Below are 4,361 nucleotides of genomic sequence, written 5' to 3'. Positions count from 1 at the left end.
TCACCCAGCAGCATTGGAGCCAATCCGAAGTCGGTCTGGTGACGACGTTCGGCGGCCTGCTCGGACTCGCGGTCCAGACCCCGATCGGCGCGGCGATCGACGAAACTCATGCAAAGCGCGGCATTGTCGTCCTGGCGCTTGCCGTTCTGGCGATTACGGCCGCCGTTATCTTCATTTGGCCGACCTTCTGGCCGGTCGCGCTCTCCAACAGCCTGATGGCCGTTGTCGGCGACGTCTTCGGTCCCGCGGTCGCGGCTCTGACCTTGGGCCTCTATGCGCGCAAACAACTGGCTGGACGCATGGGGCGGAACTCGGCCTTCGACCATGCCGGCAATGTCGCTATCGCATTGTTGGCCGGCGCGGTCGGCTACGCCTTCTCGCAACGCGCCGTTTTTCTCCTCGTCCCGCTCTTCGCCGCGCTGAGCGCCATCGCCGTGCTGTCCATTCCGGCGAAGGCCATCGACTACGACCGAGCGCGAGACTTGGGGCCTGAGCAAGAAGGGGCAGCCACGCCGCCTGCCGCCGCCAGCTATGGCGTTCTGTTGAAATCCCGGCCTCTGGTCATCTTCGGCCTGTGCGCCATGCTGTTCCATTTCGCCAACGCGCCGCTGCTGCCGCTGGTCGGCCAAAAACTTGCCGCCGCCTATCCAAAAGAGGCGACCGCGATGATGTCGGCCTGCATTATTGCCGCCCAAGCGATCATGCTGCCGATAGCGCTCCTCGTGGGACACAAGGCCGACGTCTGGGGGCGAAAGCCGCTGTTCCTGGCCGGGTTCGCGATTCTGCCCATTCGCGCTGGGCTCTACACCTTCTCCGACAATAGTTTCTGGCTGATCGGCGTCCAGATTCTCGATGGCGTCGGCGCGGGGATTTTTGGCGCTCTGACGCCGCTGGTGATCGCCGACATCATGCGCGGCACGGGCCGCTACAACCTCGCCCAAGGCGCGGTCGCGACGATGGTGGGAATCGGGGCCTCGTTGAGCGGAATAGCGGCTGGAGAGATCGTCGATCACTTTGGCTACTCGGCGGCGTTTCTCGCCTTAGGCGCCGCCGCGCTTGTCGCCGCGACCGTATTTGCCGTCGCGATGCCCGAGACCGCCGAGTTGCACAAGACCCAGGCTTCCTGACCGCCGATTCGGCGGCGTCTCATTCGCTGTGCGAAATCGCCCCCGGCGGCCATTGCGCATGGAGTAATTGCGGAGAACTCGCCAGATTGCCCGACGCCCCTAAATCAATTGGCCCCGCGATACTGCGCAGGAGCGGATGTCCGCTTGGCCATTTCGAGTGCCGTAAGCCGCCCGTCCGTCACCGGCCGGCGCCGTCGTTCGGTGCGGTTGGCGGTAAGCCCGCCTCAGGTCGAATTCGGCGGTTGACGGCGCCGTTCATTTGATTTTGACCGCTAGTTTGCGCCGATCGTGAACACGATGCGCGCGGCGCTCTCGCCTTCGCTCCACGCCTGCTCGACCTCCGACAGCGGGACGGCGCGCACGGGAATCGCAAAGCCGCCCGTCGCCGCCGCCTGCAGCAGTTCGCCGATGTCGGCCGCCAGCCGGTCGCGCGGCACGCTGCCGAGGCCGCTGCCCATCAACGCGATCGCCGACGAGCGCAGGACGGCGCCGGGCAGCGTGATGTTCGGCCCGCTGATCGAGCCGACCTGGACGAAGCGCAGCGACGCGCCCTCTTTCAGGCCCCTGGCGGCGGCGGCGAGCAGGCGCTCGGCGCTGTTCCCCCACAGGTAGTCGATGACGACGTCGATCCCTTCGGCGAATTGCGCCCGGAAGCGATCCTCGAGCGCCGCTTCGTCGTCGCCGAGCGCAATCGTCGCGTCGGCGCCGAGCGCGGCCAGCCCGCGCAACGCTTCGGGGTTGCGGCCGGTCGCGATCACCCGCTTCGCGCCAAAATGCCTGGCGATCTGCACGGCGACGCGGCCGGCCGAGCCGGTCGCGCCGTTGATCAGCACGGTCTCGCCGACCTTGAGCTTGGCGCGTTCCTTGAACGCCGCCCATGACGACATGCCGGGATTGGCGATCGCCGCCGCGGTCACGTCGTCGAGCCCGTCGGGCAGAGGCGCGATCTGCGCCGCCGGCGCGACGGCGCGCTCCGCCATCGCGCCCCAGGGCGCTCTCGGCAGCAGGAAATAGACCCGTCGCCCGTCGTCGAGACGCCCGACGCCGTCGACCCCGACGACGGCGGGAAATTGGCCCGACGCGCTGTAGTGGGCGCCGGACGCGCGCGATCTCGCGAGCGGGCTGAGCGCGGCCGCCGTGACCGCGATGCGGGTCTCGCCCGGCGCGAGCGTCGGCTCGGCGAAGTCGCCGTAGACCGGCCTCTCGCCGGCGGCGCGAACGATGGCGGCTTTCATCGGCGGCTTCCTTCTTGGCGCGAGGACATCTCGTGCGACGCACTACCATCGGCGCGCCCAAGCCCGCCAGCAAGCCCGCCAGCAAGCCGTCGATCCTCATTGTCGCAGAAAGGAAGCGCGCGACGGCGCGGCGGCGGCCGCGGCGCCGGATCGGCAGGCGGTTCCGCTTGTCGCCCGCGCCCGTTACAGTGGCGCGATGGACCGCGTCATCGCCTCAGGGATCGAGCTGCTCGGGGTCGCCATGGCGGTGGCGATCGTCGCCCGCCGCCTTCGCCTGCCCTACACCGTCGGCCTGGTGGCGACCGGGCTGGCGCTGGCGCTGGCGCGGCTGCCGCTCGACCTCGCGCTGACTCACGACGTCCTGTTCGAGGTCATCCTGCCGCCGCTGCTGTTCGAGGCGGCGCTCAGCATCTCGTGGCGCGAGCTCAGGCGCGACCTCGCGCCGGTGCTGGCGTTGTCGACGATCGGCGTGCTCCTCGGCGCTGGCGTCGTCGCCGGCGGACTCGTGTGGGCGCTCGACTGGCCACTCGCGCCGGCGCTCGCCTTCGGCGCGCTGATCGCCGCCACCGATCCGATCGCCGTCATCGCCATGCTGCGCGAAGCCGGGGTCAAGGGCCGGCTGCGGCTCGTCATCGAGAGCGAGAGCCTGTTCAACGACGGCGCCGCGGCGCTGCTGTTCGCGCTGATCCTCCCCGCGCTCAGCCACAGCGGCGCGCCGACGCCGCTTTCGGTCGCCGCACAGGCGCTGCTGATCGGCGGCGGCGGGATTGCCACCGGCGTCGTGGTCGGGCTGCTGGCGATCGCGCTGGCCGGCCGCACCGACGACCATCTGGTCGAGACGGCGCTGACGGCGGTCGTCGCCTACGGCGCGTTCCTCGTCGCCGAGCGGATCGGCGCCTCGGGGGTGCTGGCGACGGTCGCGGCCGGCCTGGTGATGGGCAATCTCGGCGGGCTGGCGTCCGGGACCGGCCGCTTCGCGCTCTCGGACCAGGGACGGCAGTCGGTCGTCGTTTTCTGGGAGTTCGCCGCCTTCGTCGCCAATTCGCTGGTGTTTCTGCTGATCGGGCTGGCGATGGCGGGCGCCGCGACGCGTGGCGCCGGCTTCGGCGCCGGCGCAATCGCGATCGTCGTCCTCGCCTTCTCGCGCACGCGCTGGGCGTTCGGCTGGCGCGAAGCGCATTTCCTGTGGTGGAGCGGATTGCGCGGCGCGCTCGCCTTGGCGCTGGCGCTGGCGCTGCCCGCCGAAGCGCCCTATCGCGACGCGATTCTTGTCGGCGCCTTCGCCGTCGTCGCGTTCTCAGCCTTGGTGCAGGGCCTCACCGCCGGGCCATTGTTGCGCGCGCTGGGGCTCGACCGCTATCCGTAGATTTTCTTATACGTCTCACCGCAAAATTCAAGTATAGCGACGTTACTATCATGAATCGTCTTATTTATATCGACCGGGTCCATTGCCATAAAATCCTCCAACAGCTTCCGCACCAGCGGATGTTCCCAGATCGCATTTGGCGATCCGATAAACCCTGCGAATGCCTCCAGTCTGTCGAATTGCCACGTCAGCATTGCTACTGCTTTTTGGCATTTCGCATAACCGCTGAAACTGAAAACTTGTCCTTTAGCAACCAGAGACCTAAGTCTGATTACTGGAGGTTGCATGATCTCTAAAACTTCAAAGAGGCGTTTGGCCTCGTCCTTCCCGTTTTTCTGAATATAGGTAATAGCACCCTTAACTTCTATTTCTCGCGGTTCGCCGCTTTCCCACGTCGGCGCGTGACTTTCCATACCGATCTTTGCAAATTGAAAGAGCGTCATCGGCTTCGGCATTTCAGCAACGTACGTATGGGTAGCGTCAATTAGAGAGTCGAGAAACTCGGCTTCTCTTTTGGCTTTGTCCTGTCGCTGCCAGTTCCTCAATGCGGCGAAAGCGATGGCTGCGGTGATAACCGGAGCAAGCGTCCTGATGATCTCGAGATAATCGACCCGGGCCGCCGCACACAGGAAC

At 66.8% G+C, this 4,361-nt stretch carries 4 protein-coding genes; 2 read left to right on the top strand and 2 right to left on the bottom strand.

Annotation, left to right across the window (positions count from 1 at the left end):
* Positions 1-1,127: MFS transporter (locus ABSF49_RS21045; protein WP_424114589.1), on the top strand; the 1,127-nt coding region annotated here is incomplete at its 5' end.
* A 272-nt stretch (positions 1,128-1,399) separates the two neighbouring features.
* Here the strand turns inward: ABSF49_RS21045 and ABSF49_RS21040 are convergent.
* Complete coding sequence (locus tag ABSF49_RS21040; RefSeq protein WP_424114588.1) at positions 1,400-2,362, bottom strand: quinone oxidoreductase family protein; 963 nt, start codon at positions 2,360-2,362, stop codon at positions 1,400-1,402.
* A gap of 196 nt (positions 2,363-2,558) precedes the next feature.
* Between ABSF49_RS21040 and ABSF49_RS21035 the strand changes: the two genes are divergently transcribed.
* The gene (locus tag ABSF49_RS21035) at positions 2,559-3,728 is read left to right on the top strand and encodes a cation:proton antiporter (RefSeq protein ID WP_424114587.1); all 1,170 of its coding nucleotides are present in this window, start codon (positions 2,559-2,561) and stop codon (positions 3,726-3,728) included.
* Here the strand turns inward: ABSF49_RS21035 and ABSF49_RS21030 are convergent.
* On the bottom strand, positions 3,719-4,361 hold a 643-nt coding region (locus tag ABSF49_RS21030), incomplete at its 5' end, for a hypothetical protein (protein WP_424114586.1). The two genes, ABSF49_RS21035 and ABSF49_RS21030, sit on opposite strands and share 10 nt — an antisense overlap.

Origin of the sequence: Roseiarcus sp. (genome assembly GCF_049514155.1) — a bacterium.
In the GTDB taxonomy this organism is placed as follows: domain Bacteria; phylum Pseudomonadota; class Alphaproteobacteria; order Rhizobiales; family Beijerinckiaceae; genus Roseiarcus.
Note: the sequence above shows the minus strand (reverse complement) of the source record. Positions and strands in the feature narration are given on the sequence as shown.